Source organism: Jejuibacter sp. L23 (genome assembly GCF_050815825.1).
Lineage (GTDB): Bacteria > Pseudomonadota > Gammaproteobacteria > Enterobacterales > Enterobacteriaceae > Jejubacter > Jejubacter calystegiae.
In genome coordinates this window covers 844,246-865,917 of record NZ_CP138199.1, presented here as the reverse complement: position 1 = coordinate 865,917, position 21,672 = coordinate 844,246, and the positions used below count along the sequence as shown (strand labels likewise).

Sequence of the window (21,672 nt, the reverse complement as noted above, 5' to 3'; positions counted from 1 at the left end):
TCCTGATGAGGCCGTCGGGCGTCAAGCTGCCCGACGTAACCGGTTCAAACATGGTTTAACGACTCATCGCGATTAAGCTGCTCGCAACCGGCCCGAAACTCGCTGGGACTGGCCCCGGTGCACTTCTTAAAGACCCGGGAAAAATAGAGCTGATCCTCAAAGCCGACGTTTCGACCCACGCTGGCAATCGGCAGTCGCGTGGTGCTTAGCAACAGCCTGGCCTGGCTGATGCGCTGATCCTCGCGCCAGCCCAGCACGCTGACCCCCAGTTGCTGGCGAAACAGATGAGAAAGGCGCGACGGCGACAGGCAGACGTGCTGCGCGACGCTTGCGATATCAAAGCGGCTGTCCGCCAGATGGTCGGTGATGTACTGACAGGCATCGCGCACCCGGTTATCCAGCGGCGCCTTCTGGGATTCGCTCAGGGCATCCATACGACGCAGCAACAGCTGCTCCAGCAAATTGATCGCCAGCAGCTCTGCGTAGCGCCCCTCCCCATGACCGGCATCGATAATCAGTTGAAACAGTCGTGAAAAGTGGCGCTGGTGCTCTTCGGCCGGACGAAAAAAGCCGGTTTTCGCGAAGATAGCGGGCCAGTTCAGCCACTCGTGCCAGTAGGCGCGAGGCCGGAAATAGACCCACTGGTGATACCATTCCGGGCTGTCGGGATGGCGGCCGTAGTGGTGAACCTCCCCCGGCGGGAACAGCAGCATATCGCCGGTGCGGCAGATAAATTGCTGGCCCTGGTTATTAATAATGCCCTCCCCGCGCACGGTACGGTTGAGAATAAACCCCTTCATGCCCAGCGGACGATCGATAAAGAAATCCAGCGGACCGCTGGCCTCGATGGGCGTTAATCCCGCCACCAGATGGGCGTTAAACGAATAACCGGGCAGCAGGGGATCATTTTGCGTCTCTGTCATCAGGCTCATCCCTCCACGGGGTCATAAAAGAAACCATTTGTCCATATCCTGTCACCGCCACATCCGGCCCTGTTCCGGGTTGCTTATCCTGAGGATACCAATGACTGCGAAACCGCGCCACGACGGAAAAATGTGACAAACATCGGGGTCCTTCGCTTTCAAAAGGGACAACAAGAGTGTCTATAAGAGTGGCAGAAATGTCCACATCGAATATTTGCGTGGCGTCACATATTTCTCCCTGACAGCAATTTTATCCATAAGATAAGCCAGATTGGCCTGACCCCTTATCGCCTCTGCCCTCTATGGTTCATCCATGTTCTGTTTGACCCATGGAGTAACGAGATGGCTATTGCACTGGGCCTCGATTTTGGCAGTGATTCCGTTCGGGCGCTGGCGGTGGATTGCGACACCGGCGCCGAGCTGGCAAGCGGCGTGGAGTGGTATCCGCGCTGGAAAGAAGGGCGTTACTGCGATGCCGCCCACAACCAGTTCCGCCACCATCCGCGGGATTACATTGAATCCATGGAGCGTGCCATTAAAAGTACGCTGGCGGCGCTGAATGACGATCAGCGCGCCCGGATCATTGGTATCGGCGTGGACAGTACCGGTTCCACCCCGGCCCCCATTGACGCCAGCGGTAACGTGCTGGCGCTGAATCCTGAATTTGCCGATAACCCGAACGCCATGTTCGTGCTGTGGAAAGATCATACCTCCGTGGAAGAGGCTGAAGAGATAACCCGCTTGTGTCATCAGCCGGGTAAAGAAGACTACTCGCGCTACATCGGCGGTATCTACTCCAGCGAGTGGTTCTGGGCCAAGATCCTGCATGTGACCCGCCAGGATAGCGCTGTCGCCAACGCCGCCGCCTCCTGGATTGAACTGTGCGACTGGGTGCCGGCGCTGCTTTCCGGTACCACCCGCCCGGAAAATATTCGCCGCGGTCGCTGCGCCGCCGGCCATAAATCGCTGTGGCACGAAAGCTGGGGCGGTCTGCCCCCAGCCAGCTTCTTCGACGAGCTGGACCCGATTATCAATCAGAACCTGGACTATCCCATGTTCCGCGACACCTGGACCGCCGATCTACCTGTGGGTCATCTGACCGCCGAGTGGGCCGGGCGTCTGGGACTGTCTGAACAGGTGGTCATTTCCGGCGGCGCCTTCGACTGCCATATGGGCGCGGTGGGCGCCGGTGCCGGTACGCACACCCTGGTGAAGGTCATTGGCACTTCGACCTGCGACATCCTTACCGCCGGAAAAACCGCCGTGGGCGATCGTACCGTGAAAGGGATCTGCGGTCAGGTGGACGGTAGCGTTACCCCGGGCGTCATTGGGATGGAAGCCGGGCAATCCGCCTTCGGCGATATCTACGCCTGGTTTGAACGCATCCTGAGCTGGCCGCTGGAGCAACTGGCGCAGCAGCATCCGGAGCTGGGTGAACAGATAACAGAGAGCCGGAAAAAACTCATTCCGGCGCTGAGCGAAGCCTGGGCCGAATCCCCGTCGCTGGAACATCTGCCGGTGGTGCTCGACTGGTTTAACGGCCGCCGCACCCCCTTCGCCAATCAGCGTCTGAAAGGGGTGATTACCGATCTTAATCTGGCGACCGACGCCCCACTGCTGTTCGGCGGGCTGATTGCCGCCACCGCCTTCGGCGCCCGCGCCATTATGGAGTGCTTTACCGATCAGGGCATTGCGGTGAACCACGTGATGGCGCTGGGCGGTATCGCCCGTAAGAACCCAACCATCATGCAGGCATGCAGCGACGTGCTGAACCGCCCGCTGCAAGTGGTGGCCTCCGATCAGTGCTGCGCCCTCGGCGCCGCTATATTCGCCGCGGTGGCCTCCGGGGTTTACGACGATATCCCCGCCGCCCAGAAAATTATGGCCAGCCGGATTGAACGCACGCTCCAGCCGATACCGGAACGCGCCGCACGCTTTGAACAGCTCTATCAGCGCTATCAGCAGTGGTGCCAGAGTGCTGAACAACATTACCTCCCTTCGGGTGCCCCTCAGGCCTGCGCTTCTACGAGCCAGGCGGCACTGACACACTAAAGGACACAAGCATGACTATTTTCGATCAGTATGAAATTTGGTTCGTCATTGGCAGCCAGCACCTGTATGGCGAGGAGACGCTGCGTCAGGTCAACAACCAGGCGGAACAGGTAGTCAACGCCCTGAACCACGATGCCAAACTGCCGTGCAAACTGGTACTTAAGCCGCTGGGCACCCGTCCGGATGAAATTACCGACATCTGCCGCGACGCCAACTATCAGGACCGCTGCGCCGGTCTGGTGGTATGGCTGCACACCTTCTCGCCGTCCAAAATGTGGATTAACGGCCTGAGCATCCTGAACAAACCGCTGCTGCAGTTCCACACCCAGTTCAATGCGCAGATCCCCTGGGACAGCATCGATATGGACTTTATGAACCTGAACCAGACCGCCCACGGCGGCCGCGAGTTCGGTTTTATCGGTGCCCGTATGCGCCAGCAACACAGCGTGGTCAGCGGTCACTGGCAGGATAAACGCGCTCAGGAGCGTATCGGCGGCTGGATGCGTCAGGCGGTATCAAAACAGGATACCCGTCACCTTAAAGTCGCGCGCTTCGGCGATAACATGCGCGAAGTGGCGGTGACCGATGGCGACAAAGTCGCTGCGCAGATTAAGTTCGGCTTTTCGGTTAATACCTGGGCGGTGGGCGATCTGGTGGCCGTGGTCAACGACATCAGCACCGGCGATATCAACGCCCTGATCGACGAATACGAAAGCAGCTACACCCTGACGCCCGCCGCTCAGATTAACGGTGCTAAACGCCAGAATGTGATCGATGCTGCGCGTATTGAACTGGGGATGAAACGCTTCCTGGAAGAGGGCGGTTTCCACGCCTTTACCACCACCTTTGAAGATCTTCACGGCCTGAAGCAGCTACCGGGTCTGGCGGTACAGCGCCTGATGCAGCAGGGTTACGGCTTCGCCGGTGAAGGCGACTGGAAAACTGCCGCCCTGCTTCGCATTATGAAAGTGATGTCTACGGGGCTTTCAGGCGGCACCTCCTTTATGGAGGACTACACCTATAACTTCGAGTCCGGCAACGACATGGTGCTCGGCTCCCATATGCTGGAGGTTTGCCCCTCTATCGCCACACCGACCAAACCGATTCTCGACGTTCAGCCGTTAGGTATTGGCGGCAAGGACGATCCGGCGCGTCTGATCTTCTCTACCACCACCGGCCCTGCCATCAACGCCAGCCTGATCGATCTGGGCGATCGTTTCCGCCTGCTGGTGAACTGCGTCGATGCGGTTGAAGCGCCCCACGCGCTGCCGAAACTGCCGGTCGCTAACGCCCTGTGGAAAGCCCAACCGGATCTGCCCACCGCCGTCGAGGCCTGGGTACTGGGCGGCGGCGCGCACCACACCGTATTCAGCCAGTCCCTGACTCTGGACGATATGCGCCTGTTTACCGAGATGTACGACATCGAACTGACCACGATTGATAACGACACCCGCCTGCCCGCCTTTAAAGACGCGCTGCGCTGGAACGAAGTTTACTACCACTTTAAACGCTAAGACCTGATGCGGGCCGATGTTCTGGCCCGCCCTTTTTCGGAGGAAACGACCGATGCTGGAAGAGTTAAAACGTCAGGTCCTGGAAGCGAACCTTGCATTACCACGCCACAATCTGGTGACCCTGACCTGGGGCAACGTCAGCGCCGTCGATCGCGAACGCGGCGTGCTGGTGATTAAGCCTTCCGGGGTGGAATATGACGCTATGAGCGCCCAGGATATGGTGGTGGTTTCACTGGAAAGCGGCGAAGTGGTCGAAGGTGACAAAAAACCTTCGTCCGATACCCCCACCCACCGCCTGCTCTACCAGAGCTTCCCGGAGATCGGCGGTATCGTACACACCCACTCTCGCCACGCCACCATCTGGGCTCAGGCGGGTCAGGCGATCCCTGCCACCGGCACCACCCACGCCGACTACTTTTACGGCGACATTCCCTGCACCCGCAAAATGACCGACGCCGAAATTAACGGCGAGTACGAGTGGGATACCGGTTCGGTGATTGTGGAAACCTTCCGCGAGCGGGGCATTTCAGCAGCTCAGATGCCCGGTGTGCTGGTGCACTCCCACGGCCCCTTCGCATGGGGGAAAGACGCACAGGATGCGGTACATAACGCCATAGTGCTGGAAGAAGTCGCCTATATGGGTATCTTCTGCCGCCAACTGGCGCCGGAGCTGCCGCCCATGCAGCAGACGCTGCTGGATAAGCACTATCTACGTAAACACGGCGCTAACGCTTACTACGGCCAGTAATAGAAGGGGGGTATGACTCCCCCTTAAACAGTGGTTTGTTCGAAAGCGGAAGCTAAAAACCGGCAGAATATAATGATGCGGTGAGCTGTTCCGTTCACTTTGAGTCACTGCTTATCTGTTGATTTACAGCCGGTGAACGCTTCAATTTCCCAGGCTCGTGATGCCGTCTATCAATGCGCGTAATACACGGGCCCGGTTCAGGGTAATATCACACAGCAAAGCGAAAACCAGTCCGACGTAGACCAGGTAATACCATCCCATATAGTCATTAAAAATAATGGTATATAGCCAGTCCTGCATAAAAATATAGCTGTAAGACATGAACCCCGTCGCCAGCAACAATAGCCCCGTCGGCACCAACAACGGTCGAATACGATCCCGGCACAAGAATGCTGTCAGCGTGACAGCCAGAAATAGCCCGCCGCTTAGCCCGGTAAACAGACGAAAGTCGTGGGTAAGCTGCCCCACCACTTCCTGATACTTCTGCCGTAGCGCATGAGCGATCTTTCGATGAACAGCCCCCATCAGACCTGTAGGTTCCGGCACGCTCCGATGCGCCACCACATTATACAGCGTTTCCGCCACGGCCCCCTGCAAATGCGCCTTTAAACGCTCACGCTGCTCTTCCGTACTGGCAATACGTTTGGCGAGAAAGGCTGGCAGTGTATCCACCCGCCTGTCGATCTCATCATACAGTGCCGTGCTAATCACATAGCGCGACGTTTCCACCACAAAATCCGGGCGCAAAAAAGTGAGCCCCCACAGCAAAATAAACGCCAGACCGCCAACGCCGCCGCAGGCCATTATCAGATAACGCATCATCCCTCTTCCTTATGTGGCATTTGTCATCCCTTACCTGGCGGAAAACGCGCCATAGCATCAAAAAAATCACTGTATAAATTCACAGACCCAACCACGCTATTCAGGCTATAATAACGCCTGAACTTTGATGAAGGAACAAAGCGTGGCCGAGACGCGACAGGGCTTTTTGCTTACCCGCCACTGGCGGGATACTCCCCGGGGCACCGAAGTCAGCTTCTGGTTGGCGACGGACAAGGGCCCACTGCGCGTAGTGCTCCCTCCCCAGGAGTCGGTCTGCTTTATCCCCGACGCTCAACGCGAACTGGCCAGCCGCCTGCTGGCCGGTGAAAACCACTGGCGACTGGCGGATCTTACCTTGCGCGACTTCCAGCGCCGACCGGTCTGTGGGCTATACACCCGTCAGCATCGCCAGATGATGCGCCTGGAAAAACGGCTGCGCGAAGGCGGCGTACACCTCTGCGAAGCCGATATTCGCCCACCCGAGCGCTATCTGATGGAACGCTTTATCAACGCCCCGGTCCGGGTCAGCGGCGAATGGCAGGGCAACGCGCTGGTCAATGCCCGTATGGCCCCGGAGCCTGACTACCGCCCGCCGCTTAAATGGGTCTCCCTGGATATCGAAACCAGCCGCCATGGCGAACTGTACTGCATCGGCCTGGAGGGGTGCGGCCAGCGAACCGTCTATATGCTGGGGCCGGAAAACGGCGACCCGCAAGCCGCAGATTTCGAGCTGGAATACGTCTCCAGCCGCCCGCGTCTGCTGGAAAAGCTTAACGACTGGTTCGAACGCCAGGATCCCGACGTGCTGATCGGCTGGAACCTGGTACAGTTTGATTTGCGGGTGCTTCAGAAGCATGCGGAGCGCTACGGCATTCCCCTGAGACTGGGGAGAGCGGGCACGGCACTGGAATGGCGCGAACACGGCTTTAAACCCGGCGTCTGGTTCGCCCAGGCCGAAGGACGGCTGATTATAGACGGTATCGAAGCGCTGAAATCCGCCTTCTGGAACTTCAGCTCGTTCTCGCTGGAGACCGTTGCCCGTGAGCTGCTGGGGGAAGGCAAAGCCATTGACGACCCCTGGCATCGAATGGGCGAAATAGAACGCCGCTTCAATGAGGACAAACCGGCCCTTGCCACCTACAACCTGAAAGATTGCGAGCTGGTGACCCGCATCTTCCATAAAACGGAACTGATGCCGTTTCTGCTGGAGCGCGCCACCGTAAACGGCCTGCCGGCCGATCGCCACGGCGGATCGGTAGCCGCCTTCTGCCATCTCTATTTCCCCCGTATGCACCGCATCGGTTATGTGGCCCCTAATCTCGGCGAGGTACCGCCCCAGGCCAGTCCCGGCGGCTATGTGATGGACTCGCGCCCGGGGCTCTATGATTCGGTACTGGTACTGGACTACAAAAGCCTCTACCCCTCGATCATCCGCACCTTTCTGATCGATCCGGTGGGGCTGGTGGAAGGGATGGCGCATCCGGACCCCGAACACAGTGTGGAAGGTTTCCTGGGGGCCTGGTTTTCCCGCAGCCAGCACTGCCTGCCCGCGATCGTGACTCAAATCTGGCAGGGGCGCGAGACGGCCAAACGCCAGGGCAACCGCCCGCTCTCTCAGGCGCTGAAGATCATTATGAATGCCTTCTACGGCGTGCTGGGCACCAGCGCCTGCCGCTTCTTTGATCCCCGCCTTGCCTCTTCGATAACCATGCGCGGCCATGAGATCATGCGCCTGACCCGGGAGTGGATCGAAGCGCAAGGCTTTGATGTGATCTACGGCGATACCGACTCCACCTTTGTCTGGCTAAAGCGGGCGTACAGCGATGACGAAGCCCGGGCCATCGGGCAGCGCCTGGCCGATGGTGTTAACCGGTGGTGGCGCCAGCAACTGGGGGAAAACCAGCGACTTGAGAGCGCGCTGGAGCTGGAGTTTGAAACCCACTTCACCCGCTTTCTGATGCCAACCATTCGCGGCACTGATGCAGGCAGCAAGAAACGCTATGCCGGGCTGACCGGCAGCGGGGAAGATCAACATCTGGTCTTTAAAGGACTGGAGGCCGTACGCACCGACTGGACGCCGCTGGCTCAAACTTTCCAGCGCGAACTCTATTCGCGCATCTTCCATAACCAGCCCTGGCAGGAATACGTCCGCGCCACTATCGCCAGCCTGATGGCCGGTGAACTGGACGATCAGTTGGTCTATCGTAAACAGTTACGGCGCCCGCTGGGTGAATATCAGCGCAACATCCCGCCCCACGTACGCGCCGCCCGACTGGCGGACGAAGAGAACGCCCGGCTGGAGCGCCCTGCCCGCTATCAGAATCGCGGCGCCATCAAGTATGTCTGGACCACTCAGGGGCCCGAACCGCTGGAGTATCTGCGTTCGCCGCCAGATTACCAGCACTACCTGGAGCGCCAGCTTCAGCCCGTGGCCGAAGGGATACTGCCCTTCATTGGCGAAGATTTTGCTACACTGGCTACAGGGCAACTGGGGCTTTTTTGACAGGTGACGAACGGCCTGCCATCCAGTACCATAGCGCCCTTCCATTTTGACTGAATCTGATTCCGGCCTCCGGCGACGACGCGCGGGAGGTCATATTCCCCTATAGAATTCGCGCGGCAGAGCCAAAGGGTGCAACGCACTGGTCCCGACATCTGTTGCCCGAATTCCCGGGGGCATTTTGCCTGCAAATACAGAGAAACAGAGTTAAACAAATATGCCTTTTACCCCTGGTCAACGCTGGATTAGCGATACGGAAAGTGAACTGGGACTGGGTACCGTGGTTGCGCTTGATGCGCGTACGGTGACCCTGCTCTTTCCCGCCACCGGCGAAAACCGCCTCTATGCCAGAAACGACTCCCCCGTCACCCGCGTCATGTTTAACCCGGGCGATACCATCACCAGCCATGAGGGCTGGCAGTTAAAGGTAGATAGCGTCAGCGAAGAAAAGGGACTGCTGAGCTATACGGGAACCCGGCTCGACACCGGCGAAACCGACGTTACGCTGCGCGAAGTGATGCTTGACAGCAAACTGGTGTTCAGCAAACCACAGGATCGGCTGTTCGCCGGTCAGCTCGACCGCATGGATCGGTTTGCGCTGCGCTATCGTGCCCGGCAGTATCAGAGTCAACAGTATCGCCAGTCCTGGAGCGGCCTGCGCGGTATGCGCACTAACCTGATTCCCCATCAGTTACACATCGCCCGCGATGTGGGTACCCGTCACGCCCCGCGCGTACTGCTGGCGGATGAAGTTGGCCTGGGTAAAACCATCGAAGCCGGGATGATCATTCACCAGCAGTTACTATCCGGCGCCGCCAGCCGGGTGCTGATTGTGGTGCCTGAAACACTCCAGCACCAGTGGCTGGTAGAGATGCTGCGCCGCTTTAACCTGCGTTTCGCCCTGTTCGATGACGATCGCTACACCGAAGCTCAGCACGAGTCCGATAACCCCTTCGAAACCGAGCAACTGGTGATTTGCTCCCTCGACTTCGTGCGCCGCAATAAGCAGCGTCTGGAGCAGTTGAGCGAAGCGATGTGGGACCTGCTGGTAGTAGATGAGGCTCATCACCTGGTCTGGAGCACCGATGCACCCAGTCGTGAATACCAGGCCATTGAGCAAATCGCCAGCCAGACCCCCGGCGTACTGCTACTGACCGCCACCCCGGAACAGTTGGGGATGGAGAGCCACTTTGCCCGCTTGCGCCTGCTGGATCCCGATCGCTTCCACGATTTCGACCTCTTTGTGGAAGAGCAGCAGCACTTCCGCCCGGTGGCGGACGCTGTAGCCCTGCTGCTAAAAGGCGAACGGCTGAGCGACGAATCGCTGAACGCCATCAGCGACCTGTTGGGCGAGCAGGATGTCGAACCGCTGCTGCAGACCGCCAACAGCGAACGTGATGGCAGTGACGCAGCACGCCGCGAACTGATTAACATGCTGATGGACAGGCACGGCACCAGCCGGGTGCTGTTCCGTAACACCCGCGGCGGCGTGAAAGGCTTTCCCCAGCGAGAGCTGCACACCATACGCCTGCCGCTGCCAACGCAATACCAGACCGCCATTAAAGTCTCCGGCATTATGAGTTCGCGCCAGTCGCAGGAAGAGCGGGCACGGGATATGCTCTATCCCGAACAAATCTACCAGACCTTCGAAGGCGACAGCGGCACCTGGTGGAATTTCGACCCGCGGGTTGAATGGCTGATGGGCTGGCTGACCAGTCACCGCTCACAGAAGGTGTTGGTGATCTGCTCCCGCGCCGACACCGCGCTTCAGCTTGAGCAAGTACTGCGCGAACGCGAAGGCATCCGCGCTGCGGTATTCCATGAAGGGATGTCGATTATCGAGCGTGACCGTGCCGCCGCCTGGTTCGCTGAAGAAGATACCGGCGCTCAGGTGCTGCTGTGCTCTGAGATAGGTTCCGAAGGTCGCAACTTCCAGTTCGCCAGCCACCTGGTGATGTTCGATCTCCCCTTTAACCCGGATCTGCTGGAGCAGCGCATCGGCCGCCTGGACCGCATCGGTCAGGCCCACGATATTCAGATCCATATTCCGTATCTGGAAAAAACCGCCCAGTCGGTGCTGGTTCGTTGGTATCACGAAGGGCTGGACGCCTTCGAGCACACCTGCCCCACCGGTCGCGCTATCTACGATAGCGTCTATCCGCAGCTTATCGGCTACCTGGCGAATCCGGACAATATGGACGGCTTCGACCCGCTTATCGCCCAGTGTCGCGAGCAACATGAAGCGCTCAAGACTCAACTGGAACAGGGGCGCGACCGCCTGCTGGAGCTGCACTCCAACGGTGGCGAGCAGGCCCAGCAACTGGCGGAAGAGATCGCCGCTCAGGATAACGATATCCAGTTGGTCAACTTCGCCATGAACCTGTTCGATATCATCGGCATCAACCAGGACGATCGCGGCGACAATATGATCGTGCTGACCCCTTCCGATCACATGCTGGTGCCAGACTTCCCGGGTCTGCCGGAGGATGGCTGTACGATCACCTTCGATCGCGATGTGGCGCTGTCCCGCGAAGATGCTCAGTTCGTTACCTGGGAGCATCCGATTATCCGCAACGGCCTGGATCTGATTCTTTCCGGCGACACCGGCAGTAACGCCATTTCACTGCTGAAAAACAAAGCGCTGCCGGTCGGTACACTGCTGCTGGAACTGGTCTACGTGGTCGAGGCTCAGGCCCCGAAACAGCTGCAGCTGCATCGCTTCCTGCCGGCGACGCCGGTACGTATGCTGCTGGATAAAAACGGTGCCAACCTCGCCGGCCAGGTGGAGTTCGAAAGCTTTAACCGCCAGCTGAGCGCCGTGAATCGTCATACCGGTAGCAAACTGGTCAACGCCATGCAGCAGGACGCTCACGCTATCCTGCAGCTGGCTGAGCCGCAGATGAACGAAGCCGCCCGCCTGCTTATCGACGCCGCGCGCGCCGAAGCCGATGAAAAGCTCAGCGCCGAATATGCGCGCCTGGAAGCGCTGAAGGCGGTAAACCCCAACATCCGCGATGACGAGCTGGAAGCCATTGAGCACAACCGTCAGCAGGTGCTGGAGGCGCTGGAACAGGCCAGCTGGCGTCTGGATGCGCTGCGCCCTATCGTGGTCACGCACCAGTAACCGGAGCCAAAAATGCTGGAACCCTACAACCCACCGACGGATCCCTGGCTGGTCATCCTCTACCAGGATGAACACATCATGGTGGTCAATAAGCCGAGCGGTCTGCTCTCGGTGCCTGGACGGCTCGAAGAGCACAAAGACAGCGTGATGACGCGTATTCAGCGCGACTTTCCGCAGGCCGAGTCGGTGCATCGCCTGGATATGGCCACCAGCGGCGTTATTGCGGTGGCGCTAACCAAGGCCGCCGAGCGCGAGCTTAAACGCCAGTTCCGCGAGCGGGAGCCGCAAAAGCAGTATCTGGCGCGGGTGTGGGGCCATCCGGCGCAGGAAGAAGGGATGGTGGATCTGCCGCTCATCTGCGACTGGCCGAACCGACCTAAGCAGAAGGTGTGCTACGAGACGGGTAAACCGGCCCAGACCCTGTATGAAGTGCTGGAGTACGGTGCAGACAATACGGCACGGCTGCTGCTAAAGCCGATTACCGGGCGTTCGCACCAGCTTCGCGTTCATATGCAGGCGCTGGGGCACCCGATCCTCGGCGATAAGTTCTATGCCACGCCAGAAGCGCTGGCGCAGGCAGATCGTCTGTTACTGCACGCATGGACGCTGACCATTACGCATCCCGCATACGGTAACAGCATGACCTTCCGGGCCCCACCGGATTTCTGACCGTTAAATGGGCGCGATAATATCGCGCCCATTTTTTATCTCTCTGATAATGATGTACTACGCACAGAAACCCGACCGGCATCCCCTACATAATAAAGACGAGACTCTCCCTGTTTTTGAGTCCACACCAATAAAATAAAGGATGAAAAGATGAAAAAAGTAGTACTCCCTTTGTGTCTTTCTTTATTGTCATTCAACCTGTTCGCTGCAACCCCACCAGGTAACGATGTCACGACTAAACCCGATCTTTATTACCTGAAAAATAGCCAGGCGCCCGATAGCCTTGCGCTGCTGCCGCCTCCGCCTGAGCCCGGTAGTATTCTGTTTGCCAACGATCAGGCGATGTATGAAAAGGGGCGTTTGCTGCGTAACACCCCACGAGGAAAACAGGCGATTGAAGACGCTAATCTGGCGGCGGGCGGAATCGCTACGGCCTTTTCCGACGCCTTTGGACATCCGATTACCGCCAAAGAGGCGCCTGAAATTTATAAGCTGCTCACCAATATGATTGAGGACGCCGGCGATCTGGCGACCCGGGGAGCAAAAGAGAAATATATGCGCATTCGGCCCTTCGCCTTCTACGGCGTGCCGACCTGTAACACTAAAGAGCAGGATAAGCTATCCACCAACGGCTCCTACCCTTCAGGACACACTTCTATCGGCTGGGCCTCGGCGCTGGTACTGGCGGAAATTAACCCCGAAGCGCAGGACAGCATTCTTAAGCGCGGCTATGAACTCGGCCAGAGCCGGGTGATCTGCGGCTATCACTGGCAGAGCGACATTGACGCCGCCCGCGTTGTGGCCGCCGCAGTGGTGGCAACGCTGCATACCAACCCGGCGTTCCAGCAGCAGTTGCAGAAAGCAAAAGCGGAATTTGCACAACTGAAGCAGAAATAAAACAAACGGGATCGCACTTATCTGGTGGGATCCCGCTTTTTGTCGGTTACTTAATATTCTTCGCCGTCTTCACCAGTTCCCAGGCCTTCTGAATCTCCTGGGCTTTCTGCCGGGCCATTTCCATCATCTCCGGCGGTAGCCCTTTCGCCACCAGCTTATCCGGATGATGTTCGCTCATCAGCTTGCGATATGCCCGCTTGATGGTCGCAGGATCGTCATTAGGGCTAACGCCCAGCACGCTACAGGCATCTTCGAGGGTTGGCCCCTTTTGAGCCTGACGAGGGCCGCCGCCAGCCTGCTGCTGATACTGCTGATAGTGAAAACCGCCACCGCCAAAGCTGGCTCCGCCCTGCATCATACGCAGAAACTGGTCGAACTGAGCCCGGGAGATCCCCAACTCTTCGCCAATCACATACAACACGTCCCGTTCATTGGGATGCAGAGAGCCGTCAGCCAGCGCCGCGCGAGTCTGAATTTCGAGAAACATCCGAATTAAATCAAAACGTCCGAAGCAGGCGCTGCGCAGTTGACGCAGCTTCTCGCGTAGCGGATAAGCGCCCTGCTTCCCGACCCGAAATGCATGCTGAGCGGCGGTTCGCGACTCGCCGTGTAACTGCATCTGGTCCATTAGCTGTGAGGCAATGTCAATATCGGCCTGAGTCACACGCCCTTTAGATTTGGTCAGATGCCCCATCACTTCAAAGGTCGTGGCAAAAAACAGCGCCTGACGCTGCTGCTGGCTGGCAAACAGCACGCTGCGGCGGCTGCGTACCCGGTCAAACAGATGTCCAATCAGCAGCCCTGCCACCACGCCCCAGAAGCCGCCGCCCATCAACAATCCCATGGCGGCGCCCACCACTTTACCCAAATACTGCATATACTCCCCAAATCGTCATGCCGTGCGACGGAAATTGCATTATCATACCTGTCATTCGGAGCGCTGCCTAACGGGCGAGCTCAAAAACGGACAGGATAAGACTGGCGCGTTGCCGCCTGGTAAGTTAGTCTCTGAGCGTTTGCCGACGCGAAGCCACTGATGACGGAACAACGAAAAAAACGTATGAAAAAACGTATTCCCACTTTGCTGGCCACCCTGATTGGTTCAGCGCTCTATAGCCAGTCAGGGATGGCTGCGGATCTCGCCTCGCAGTGTATGCTCGGCGTGCCTAGCTATAATCGCCCTCTGGTGAAAGGTGACACCAACAAGTTGCCGGTCACCATTAACGCCGATCGCGCAAAAGGGAATTATCCCGATAATGCGGTATTTACCGGTAATGTGGATATCCAGCAGGGTAACAGTCGTCTGCAAAGTGATGAAGTTCAGCTTCATCAAAAACAGGTCGATGGCCAGCCGGATCCGGTGCGTACCGTTGATGCCCTGGGCAATGTGCACTACGACGATAACCAGGTCATCCTGAAAGGTCCGAAAGCCTGGTCAAACCTGAACTCCAAAGATACCAACGTCTGGGAAGGTGACTACCAGATGGTGGGCCGTCAGGGGCGTGGTACTGCCGATCTGATGAAACAGCGCGGCGAAAACCGCTACACCATCCTGGAAAACGGGACCTTTACCTCCTGTCTGCCCGGCTCCAACACCTGGAGCGTGGTAGGTAGCGAAGTGATCCACGACCGCGAAGAGCAGGTCGCAGAAATTTGGAACGCCCGCTTTAAAATCGGCCCGGTGCCGGTATTCTACAGCCCTTACCTGCAACTGCCGGTGGGTGACAAGCGTCGTTCAGGCTTCCTGATCCCCAATGCCAAATACAGCTCTAACAGCGGTATTGAGTTCACGCTCCCGTACTACTGGAATATTGCGCCGAACTTCGACGCCACTATTACGCCGCACTACTATCAGGATCGCGGCAACGTCCAGTGGCAGAACGAATTCCGCTATCTGAGCCACTTTGGCACCGGTATTGTTGAATTCGACTACCTGCCCTCTGACAGCCAGTACCGCGAAGATCACCCGAGCGAAGACCGCAACCGTCGCTGGCTGTTCTACTGGCAGCATAGCGGAGTCGTGGATAAGGTCTGGCGCTTTAACGTTAACTACACCAAAGTTAGCGATCAGTACTATTTTAACGACTTCGATTCCGAATACGGCGACAGCACCGACGGCTACGCCACCCAGAAGTTTAGCGTCGGTTACGCCAACGAAAACTTTGACGCGACGCTGTCGAGCAAGCAGTTCCAGGTGTTCGCCGATCAGGCTTCCCGAAATTCCTATCGTGCCGAACCGCAGCTCGACGTTAACTACTATATGAACGATCTGGGCCCGTTCGACGCTCATATCTACGCCCAGGCGGTGAAATTCACCAACGTTAACGACAATCTGCCGGAAGCAACCCGTCTGCACGTCGAACCCTCGATTAACCTGCCGCTCTCTAACGGCTGGGGCAGTCTGAATACCGAAGTGAAGATGCTGGCGACCCACTACCAGCAGGATAATCTGGATCGCTACCGGACATACGCAGGCAACAGCGCTGCCTCACAGGAACTGGATAGCACCGTAAACCGCGTAATGCCGCAGTTTAAAGTGGACGGCAAGCTGGTGTTCGAGCGCGATATGAACTGGGCCGAAGGCTATACCCAGACCCTGGAGCCGCGCGCCCAGTACCTGTATCGCCCCTATCGCGACCAGAGCAATATCTACAGCTACGACTCCACCTTCCTGCAGTCTGACTACAGCGGCCTGTTCCGCGACCGGACTTACGGCGGTCTTGACCGTATCGACTCCGCCAATCAGGTAACCACCGGTCTGACCTCGCGTATTTATGATGACAACGCCGTGGAACGTTTTAACGTCTCCCTGGGTCAAATCTACTACTTTACCGAGTCGCGTACCGGTAGTGACGATATTAACTGGGAAAAAGACAAGAAGACCGGTTCGATGGTGTGGGCTGGCGACACCTACTGGCGCATTAGCGACCGTTGGGGTCTGCGCGGCGGGCTGCAGTACGATGCGCGCCTGAACAATATTTCCACCGGCAGCGGCGCTCTGGAGTACCGCAAAGATGCCGATCGCCTGGTACAGCTGAACTACCGCTATGCCAGCCCGGAATATATTCGCGCCTCGCTGCCGAACTTCGCCAGCTCAGATCGCTATAAAGACGGTATCAACCAGGTCGGCGTGACCGCCAGTTGGCCGATCGTCGATCGCTGGTCTGTGGTGGGTGCCTGGTATTACGACACCAACACTCACCAGCCCGCCGATCAGATGCTGGGCGTACAGTATAACTCCTGCTGCTACGCGATCCGTGTCGGTTACGAGCGTAAGCTCAACGGTTGGGAACATAACAAGAGCGCGTACGACGAGAAGATCGGCTTCAATATCGAGCTGCGTGGCCTGAGCTCCAACTACGGCCTTGGCACCCAGCAGATGCTGCGCTCGAACATTCTGCCGTATCAGAGTTCGCTGTAACTGATGTTTAAAACAAATCCGCTCCGCGGTAAATTCGGAAATGGAAAAAGTATGAAGAACTGGAGAACGCTGCTTATTGGTATCGCCCTGGCGGCGAATACCGCCTTCGCCGCCCCGCAGGTCGTCGACAAAGTCGCCGCCGTTGTTAATAACGGGGTGGTGCTGGAAAGCGACGTCAATGGCCTGATGCAGTCGGTCAAGCTTAATGCACGACAGGCAGGCCAGCAGCTCCCGGACGACAACACGCTGCGCCACCAGATTATGGAGCGTCTGATCATGGATCAGATCATCCTGCAGATGGGCCAGAAAGCGGGAGTTCAAATTAGCGACCAGCAGCTCGATCAGGCTATCGCCAATATCGCGGCTCAGAACCAGATGTCCGTGGATCAGCTGCGTAGCCGCCTGGCCTACGAAGGCCTGGACTACGCCACTTATCGCAGTCAGATCCGTAAGGAGATGCTCATCGCCGAAGTGCGCAACAACGAAGTCCGCCGCCGTATCACCATTCTGCCCCAGGAAGTGGAACAGCTGTCCAAACAGGTAGCGGATCAGAACGATGCCAGCACCGAGCTGAATCTGAGCCACATCCTGCTGCCGCTGCCGGAAAACCCCAGCTCCGCCCAGGTTAACGAAGCCGGACAGCAGGCCACCTCCATTGCCGAACAGGCTCGTAACGGCGCCGATTTCGGCAAGCTGGCTATCACTTACTCCGCCGATGCTTCTGCCCTGAAGGGCGGCCAGATGGGTTGGGGACGTATTCAGGAGCTGCCTTCCATCTTCGCCCAGGCGCTGACCACGGCGAAGAAGGGCGATATTATCGGGCCAATCCGTTCCGGCGTGGGCTTCCACATCCTGAAAGTGAACGATCTGCGCGGCCAGACCCAGAATATCTCTGTCACAGAGGTTCACGCACGTCACATTCTGCTGAAGCCGTCGCCGATCATGAACGATCAGCAGGCGCGCCAGAAGCTGGAGCAGGTAGCCGCTGACATCCGCAGTGGCAAAACCACCTTCTCCCAGGCGGCGAAAGAGTTCTCTGAAGATCCCGGTTCTGCCAACCAGGGCGGCGATCTTGGCTGGGCAACGCCAGATATCTACGATCCGGCCTTCCGCGACGCGCTTATGCGCCTGCAGCGCGGTCAGCTCAGCTCCCCGGTACACTCCTCCTTCGGCTGGCACCTGATCGAACTGCTGGACAGCCGCAAGGTCGACAAAACCGATGCAGCCCAGAAGGATCGCGCTTATCGCATGCTGTTTAACCGTAAGTTCGCGGAAGAAGCGCAGACCTGGATGCAGGAGCAGCGCGCCAGCGCCTACGTGAAGATTCAATAAATGATAAACACAGCTCGTGTGGCGATCACTCCCGGCGAACCCGCCGGGATTGGTCCCGACCTGGTCGTCGCGCTCTCGCAGCGCGACTGGCCGGTGGAGCTGGTCGTCTGCGCTTCGCCAGATCTACTGCGCGAGCGCGCGGCTTTACTCCACCATCCTCTGCAGCTTCTACCTTACCAGCCAGATTCCGCACCGCGCCCCCAGAAAGCGGGTACGCTCACGGTCTGTGAGATTCCGCTGTATGCGCCAGTGACGCCAGGTCAGCTTGACGTCGCCAACGGCCAATACGTGACCGACACCCTGGCCCGCGCCTGCGACGGCTGCCTGAGCGGTGAATTTGCTGCGGTGGTGACCGGTCCGGTGCATAAGGGGATCATTAACGATGCCGGTATTCCCTTTACCGGACATACCGAATTTCTGGAACAGCGCGCCGGTAGCGAAAAAGTCGTGATGATGCTGGCAACCGAAGAGTTGCGGGTCGCACTGGCCACCACGCATCTGCCGCTGCGGGCAGTGGCAGACGCCATTACCGCCCCGCTGCTGCGCCAGGTGCTGACCATTCTGCATCAGGATCTGCGGCAAAAATTCGGCATCAGCCAGCCCCATATTCTGGTCTGCGGTCTGAATCCGCACGCCGGTGAAGGGGGCCATATGGGTACAGAAGAGATTGACACCCTGATTCCGGTTCTGGAGGAGATGCGCGCCAGCGGCATGCGGCTGACCGGCCCTCTTCCCGCCGATACCCTGTTTCAGCCCAAATATCTGGACCACGCCGATGCCGTCCTTGCGATGTACCACGATCAGGGGCTGCCCGTGTTAAAATATCAGGGATTCGGGCGAGCAGTGAATATCACGCTGGGTCTGCCCTTCATTCGTACTTCGGTCGACCACGGTACTGCCCTTGAGCTGGCGGGTATGGGGAAGGCCGATGTCGGTAGTTTTACCACGGCGCTTAATCTCGCCATTAAAATGATTGTTAATAGTCAATGAATAATCGAGTCCATCAGGGCCATTTCGCCCGTAAACGCTTCGGGCAAAACTTTTTAAATGACCCGTTCATTATCGACAGCATCGTCAGCGCCATTCATCCCCAGAAGGATGAGGCGCTGGTCGAGATCGGCCCCGGCCTCGGCGCGCTAACCGAACCCGTTGGCGACAGGCTCGACAAGCTGACGGCCATCGAACTGGACCGCGATCTGGCTGCGCGTTTGAAGACCCATCCGTTCCTTGGCCCTAAGCTGACTATCTACCAGCAGGACGCCATGACCATGGATTTTGCGGCTCTGGCCAAAGAACAGGGCCAGCCGCTGCGCGTTTTCGGCAACCTACCGTATAACATCTCCACGCCGCTGATGTTCCACCTCTTTAGCTATACTGACGCCATAAAGGATATGCACTTTATGCTGCAGAAGGAGGTGGTTAAGCGCCTGGTTGCAGGCCCGGATACGAAAGCGTATGGTCGTTTAAGCGTCATGGCGCAATATTACTGTCAGGTGATCCCGGTGCTGGAAGTGCCGCCCACGGCCTTCACGCCGCCGCCAAAAGTCGATTCCGCCGTGGTGCGCCTGGTGCCGCACGCCACATTGCCGCATCCCGTAAAAGATTTACGGCTGCTGGAGCGTATCACCAGCGCAGCCTTTAATCAGCGCCGCAAAACGATTCGCAACAGCCTCGGCAATCTGTTCACCGTAGAGGCGCTGACCGAGTTAGGCATCGATCCGGCGATGCGCGCGGAGAATATTTCCGTTGCCGCTTACTGCCAGATGGCTAACTACTTAGCAGAGAATTCGCCGTCGAAGGAGAGCTGACCCATGTCTGATTCACCCCGCGTTTGCGTCCAGGTACAGAGCGTTTACATTGAGTCCCAGTCCACGCCCGAGGAAGAGCGCTTTGTCTTCGCCTATACCGTCACTATCCGCAACCTGGGGCGCGTGCCCGTGCAACTGCTGAGTCGCTACTGGCTGATCACTAACGGTAATGGTCGCGAGACCGAAGTCCAGGGTGAAGGCGTAGTCGGTCAGCAGCCGCATATCGCACCGGGGGGTGAATACCAGTACACCAGCGGCGCCGTCATTGAAACGCCCTTTGGCACCATGCAGGGACATTATGAAATGATCGACGCCGCAGGCACCACCTTCCGCCTCGCCATCCCGGTTTTCCGGCTGGCAATTCCATCCTTCATACACTGAAAACACCATGTCGACATATCTGATTGGCGATGTTCACGGCTGCTATGATGAGCTGATTGCCCTGCTCAGGCAGGTTTCATTCAATCCCGCTCAGGATACGCTGTGGCTGACCGGTGACCTGGTAGCCCGCGGCCCCGGTTCACTGGAAGTGCTACGCTATGTGCGTTCGTTGGGTGATGCCGCCCGCATCGTACTGGGTAACCACGATCTGCATCTGCTGGCGGTTTTCGCCGGGATCAGCCGCAACAAGCCCAAAGATCGCGTGACCCAACTGCTGGAAGCGCCGGACGCCGACGAACTCATCAACTGGTTGCGCCGTCAGCCTCTGCTGCAGGTGGATGAAGAGAAAAAACTGGTGATGGCCCACGCCGGCATTACGCCACAGTGGGATCTGCCAACCGCCATGGCCTGCGCCCGGGATGTGGAAGCGGTGCTGTCCAGCGATAGCTATCCGCTGTTCCTCGATGCCATGTACGGCGATATGCCCAATAACTGGAGCACTGACCTGAAAGGGCTGGCGCGGCTGCGTTTTATCACTAACGCCTTGACCCGCATGCGCTACTGCTTCCCTAACGGCCAGTTGGAGATGTACTGCAAAGATACGCCGGACAACGCCCCGGCGCCGCTGAAACCCTGGTTTGCGATCCCCGGACCCGTGGCACAGTCGTACAGTATCGCTTTCGGCCACTGGGCATCGCTGGAAGGCAAAGGCACGCCGGAAGGCGTTTACGCGCTGGATACCGGCTGCTGCTGGGGCGGCGTTATGACCTGTCTGCGCTGGGAAGATAAGACCTGGTTTATCCAGCCTTCTCACCGCCAGAGCGATAACGACAGCGGCGAAGCCGCCGCCGCTTCCTGAATGGAACGCCTTAACGGCGTTCCAGCACCTCAAAGCAGTAGCTGTGAGAATTGCTCTCATCAGCATCGTGAAACTCACTGAAAACCGACTGCCACTCGTCCGGCTCGTATTCCGGAAAATGGGTATCCCCCTCCACTTCGGCATCAATATGGGTCAGGTAGAGACGCTGAGCCTGAGCCAGGAAGTGCTGGTAGATCTTACCGCCGCCGATTACCATGATTTCCGGCGCCTCACCGCAGGCGGCAATCGCCTCTTCCGGCGAGCTCACCCAGGTGACGCGAGAATCATCTCCAGGGCTGCGGCTAATCACAATATTCTGACGCCCCGGCAGCGGGCGACCAATCGATTCCCACGTCCTGCGCCCCATTACCACGGGCTTATCCAGCGTATTACGCTTAAACCAGGCCAGGTCGGCCGGCAAACTCCACGGCATGGCGTTTTCCATACCAATTACGCGGTCGGCCGCCAGAGCGGCAATCAGACTGATCATTGTTAAAATCCCCGGGTCAAAAAATTGTCGCCACTATACGGAAAGCGGCGGGTTTCGTCGACGGATGCAGCACCCACTGCTGTAGAAAATCTCTGTTGCATCACACCCGGCCAGCCACGCATTCTGGCAAAC

The 21,672-nt window shown here is 58.1% G+C and carries 17 protein-coding genes; 13 read left to right on the top strand and 4 right to left on the bottom strand.

What is annotated here, in order from left to right:
* Positions 1-44: 44 nt before the first annotated feature.
* Positions 45-923, bottom strand: a complete 879-nt coding sequence (gene araC / locus SCU88_RS04015) for an arabinose operon transcriptional regulator AraC (protein ID WP_138095726.1) — start codon at positions 921-923, stop codon at positions 45-47.
* A 342-nt stretch (positions 924-1,265) separates the two neighbouring features.
* Here araC and araB point away from each other — a divergent pair, with 342 nt between their 5' ends.
* Genes araB through araD form a run of 3 tightly spaced genes read left to right on the top strand, consistent with a single transcriptional unit; the run spans position 1,266 to position 5,237 of the window.
* A complete protein-coding gene (gene araB, locus SCU88_RS04010; RefSeq protein ID WP_175340310.1) occupies positions 1,266-2,975 on the top strand; it encodes a ribulokinase in 1,710 nt (569 codons plus the stop codon).
* 11 nt (positions 2,976-2,986) lie between these two features.
* The gene (gene araA / locus SCU88_RS04005) at positions 2,987-4,489 is read left to right on the top strand and encodes an L-arabinose isomerase (protein WP_175340311.1); all 1,503 of its coding nucleotides are present in this window, start codon (positions 2,987-2,989) and stop codon (positions 4,487-4,489) included.
* Between the two features lie 52 nt (positions 4,490-4,541).
* Positions 4,542-5,237: an L-ribulose-5-phosphate 4-epimerase gene (araD, locus tag SCU88_RS04000; protein WP_175340312.1), complete on the top strand. Its 696-nt coding sequence runs from the start codon at positions 4,542-4,544 to the stop codon at positions 5,235-5,237.
* A gap of 141 nt (positions 5,238-5,378) precedes the next feature.
* On the opposite strand, the gene SCU88_RS03995 is transcribed toward araD, so the two are convergent.
* Positions 5,379-6,059, bottom strand: a complete 681-nt coding sequence (locus SCU88_RS03995) for a hypothetical protein (protein WP_175340313.1) — start codon at positions 6,057-6,059, stop codon at positions 5,379-5,381.
* A gap of 142 nt (positions 6,060-6,201) precedes the next feature.
* Here SCU88_RS03995 and polB point away from each other — a divergent pair, with 142 nt between their 5' ends.
* The 4 genes from polB (at position 6,202) to phoC (ending at position 13,249) form a co-directional block, all read left to right on the top strand.
* Complete coding sequence (gene polB / locus SCU88_RS03990) at positions 6,202-8,562, top strand: DNA polymerase II (protein ID WP_431810086.1); 2,361 nt, start codon at positions 6,202-6,204, stop codon at positions 8,560-8,562.
* Between the two features lie 214 nt (positions 8,563-8,776).
* The gene (rapA, locus tag SCU88_RS03985; protein ID WP_175340315.1) at positions 8,777-11,683 is read left to right on the top strand and encodes an RNA polymerase-associated protein RapA; all 2,907 of its coding nucleotides are present in this window, start codon (positions 8,777-8,779) and stop codon (positions 11,681-11,683) included.
* Between the two features lie 12 nt (positions 11,684-11,695).
* Entirely contained in the window at positions 11,696-12,352 is a 657-nt protein-coding gene (rluA, locus tag SCU88_RS03980) for a bifunctional tRNA pseudouridine(32) synthase/23S rRNA pseudouridine(746) synthase RluA (RefSeq protein ID WP_175340316.1), read from the top strand.
* 150 nt (positions 12,353-12,502) lie between these two features.
* Positions 12,503-13,249 carry an acid phosphatase PhoC gene (gene phoC, locus SCU88_RS03975; RefSeq protein WP_175340317.1) on the top strand — a complete coding sequence of 249 codons (747 nt, stop codon included), beginning with the start codon at positions 12,503-12,505 and terminating at the stop codon, positions 13,247-13,249.
* Positions 13,250-13,295: 46 nt separating this feature from the next.
* On the opposite strand, the gene djlA is transcribed toward phoC, so the two are convergent.
* Entirely contained in the window at positions 13,296-14,126 is an 831-nt protein-coding gene (gene djlA / locus SCU88_RS03970) for a co-chaperone DjlA (RefSeq protein WP_175340318.1), read from the bottom strand.
* A 183-nt stretch (positions 14,127-14,309) separates the two neighbouring features.
* Between djlA and lptD the strand changes: the two genes are divergently transcribed.
* The 6 genes from lptD to apaH are packed head-to-tail and all read left to right on the top strand — an operon-like array spanning position 14,310 to position 21,050.
* A complete protein-coding gene (gene lptD / locus SCU88_RS03965) occupies positions 14,310-16,670 on the top strand; it encodes an LPS assembly protein LptD (protein WP_175340319.1) in 2,361 nt (786 codons plus the stop codon).
* Between the two features lie 51 nt (positions 16,671-16,721).
* Positions 16,722-18,002 (top strand): peptidylprolyl isomerase SurA, encoded by a 1,281-nt coding sequence (gene surA / locus SCU88_RS03960; RefSeq protein ID WP_175340320.1) that lies wholly within the window; start codon positions 16,722-16,724, stop codon positions 18,000-18,002.
* Positions 18,003-18,992 (top strand): 4-hydroxythreonine-4-phosphate dehydrogenase PdxA, encoded by a 990-nt coding sequence (gene pdxA, locus SCU88_RS03955; RefSeq protein WP_175340321.1) that lies wholly within the window; start codon positions 18,003-18,005, stop codon positions 18,990-18,992.
* On the top strand, positions 18,989-19,810 hold the full coding sequence (rsmA, locus tag SCU88_RS03950; RefSeq protein ID WP_175340322.1) for a 16S rRNA (adenine(1518)-N(6)/adenine(1519)-N(6))-dimethyltransferase RsmA: 822 nt from the start codon (positions 18,989-18,991) through the stop codon (positions 19,808-19,810). Before pdxA ends, rsmA begins: the two co-directional genes overlap by 4 nt.
* Positions 19,811-19,813: 3 nt before the next feature.
* Entirely contained in the window at positions 19,814-20,191 is a 378-nt protein-coding gene (gene apaG / locus SCU88_RS03945) for a Co2+/Mg2+ efflux protein ApaG (protein WP_138095711.1), read from the top strand.
* A 7-nt stretch (positions 20,192-20,198) separates the two neighbouring features.
* On the top strand, positions 20,199-21,050 hold the full coding sequence (apaH, locus tag SCU88_RS03940; RefSeq protein WP_138095710.1) for a bis(5'-nucleosyl)-tetraphosphatase (symmetrical) ApaH: 852 nt from the start codon (positions 20,199-20,201) through the stop codon (positions 21,048-21,050).
* A gap of 10 nt (positions 21,051-21,060) precedes the next feature.
* Here apaH and folA read toward each other — a convergent pair whose 3' ends face one another.
* On the bottom strand, positions 21,061-21,540 hold the full coding sequence (folA, locus tag SCU88_RS03935; RefSeq protein ID WP_175340323.1) for a type 3 dihydrofolate reductase: 480 nt from the start codon (positions 21,538-21,540) through the stop codon (positions 21,061-21,063).
* Between the last annotated feature and the right edge of the window lie 132 nt (positions 21,541-21,672).